Origin of the sequence: Mesorhizobium sp. M2A.F.Ca.ET.037.01.1.1 (assembly GCF_003998075.1) — a bacterium.
GTDB lineage: Bacteria > Pseudomonadota > Alphaproteobacteria > Rhizobiales > Rhizobiaceae > Mesorhizobium.
The window spans coordinates 1-1809 of the sequence record NZ_RZSA01001184.1 but is presented as its reverse complement, the minus strand read 5'-3'; the positions used below and the strand labels follow the sequence as shown (position 1 = coordinate 1809).

The 1809-nt window shown below is 65.2% G+C and carries 2 protein-coding genes; both read left to right on the top strand.

Features of this window, described 5'->3' with window-relative positions; all coding sequences use genetic code 11:
• Positions 1-20 precede the first annotated feature (20 nt).
• Complete coding sequence (locus EOA27_RS34835) at positions 21-1019, top strand: ribose ABC transporter permease (RefSeq protein ID WP_126079815.1); 999 nt, start codon at positions 21-23, stop codon at positions 1017-1019.
• 83 nt (positions 1020-1102) lie between these two features.
• The coding region (locus EOA27_RS34830; protein ID WP_245491292.1) for a substrate-binding domain-containing protein at positions 1103-1809 on the top strand (707 nt) is incomplete at its 3' end.

Below are 1809 nucleotides of genomic sequence, written 5' to 3'. Positions count from 1 at the left end.
GCCCAGGAAGGACCGACAAGATGACCGACAGCTCAACGGTGGCGAAATCGGCGGATCAGGCAGTGGTCAGGAGCCGGCGGCTGCGCACGGCCTTCGCCGCGCTCGGCATGCTGCCGGTTCTGGTGCTGCTTGCCGTCGGCTTCCAGTTCATCAACCCGCGCTTCCTTACCGGCACCAACCTGCTCATCGTCAGCCAGCAGTCGTCGATCAATATCGTGCTCGCCGCCGGCATGACCTTCGTCATCCTCACCGGCGGCATCGACCTCTCCGTCGGCTCGATCCTCGCCGCCTCGGCGATGGTCGCGGTGCTGGTGTCGCTGGTGCCGGACTGGGGCATGCTCGGCATTCCGGCCGCCATTCTGCTCGGCCTCGGCTTCGGCGTCATCAACGGGCTGCTTGTCGCCTATATCAAGCTGCCGCCCTTCATCGTCACGCTGGGCTCGCTCACCGCCGTGCGCGGCGTCGCCCGCCTGCTCGGCGAGGACACGACGGTGTTCAATTCCGACCTGCCTTTCGATTTCATCGGCAATGGCTCGCTGTTCGGCATTCCGTGGCTCGTCATCATCGCGCTGACGGTGGTGGTGCTGTCCTGGCTGGTGCTCAAGCGCACCGTGCTCGGCACCTGGATCTATGCCGTGGGCGGCAATGCCGAGGCGGCGCGCCTCACCGGCATCAAGGTGCCGCTGGTGCTGCTCTTCGTCTATGGCGTGTCGGGCCTGCTCGCGGGTCTCGGCGGCGTCATGTCGGCGGCCAGGCTCTACGCCGCCAACGGCCTGCAACTCGGCCAGTCCTACGAGCTCGACGCCATCGCCGCCGTCATTCTCGGCGGCACCAGCTTCGTCGGCGGCGTCGGGTCGATCTGGGGCACGCTGATCGGCGGCCTCATCATCGCCGTGCTCTCCAACGGGCTCATTTTGGCCGGTGTCTCGGACATCTGGCAGTACATCATCAAGGGTTTGGTCATCATCGTGGCGGTCGCCCTCGACCGTTACCGGCTCCAGGCCGGAGCAAGAACGTGATTGACCTTGGTCGCCGGCCAAGATGAGCCGGATTGTGTGTAACGCACCGTGAGAGGCGCGGGGCAATCGGAGGAAGCAAGTAAATGAAGACCATCGCCAAACTTCTCTGCGGCACGGCCCTCGCGGCCCTCGCCGTCGCGCCGGCATCGGCCAAGGACCTCAACAAGGTCGGCATCTCGGTCGGCCTGCTCGGCAACCCCTTCTTCGTCGCCACCATCAAGGGCATCGAGGACGCGGCCAAAAAGATCAATCCGAAGGTCGAGGTGACGTCCGTCTCGGCAGACTACGACCTCAACAAGCAGGTCTCGCAGATCGATTCCTTCATCGCCGCCGGCGTCGACGTCATCATGCTCAACGCCGTCGACGCCAAGGCGATCGCGCCCGCGGTCAAGAAGGCGCAGGCGGCCGGCATCGTCGTCGCCGCCTTCGACGTCTCGGCGCCGGGCGCCGACGTCACCGTGATGACCAACAACGTCAAGGCTGGCGAGGAGGCCTGCCAGTATCTGGTCGACCACACCGGCGGCAAAGGCAACTACGTCATCCTCAACGGTCCGGCCTCGTCCTCGATCCTGGAGCGCGTCAAGGGCTGCAAGAACGTGCTTGCGCAGCACGCCGACATCAAGGTCCTGTCCGACGACCAGAACGCCGAAGGCTCGCGCGACGGCGGCCTGAAAGTGTTCCAGTCGCTGCTCACCCGCTTCGACAAGATCGACCGCGGTGATGATGAATTCCGAGCGATTGAGCTGCTTGGCGGCGAGCTGCGCGCCGATCGCCGTCGGATCGTTGATGG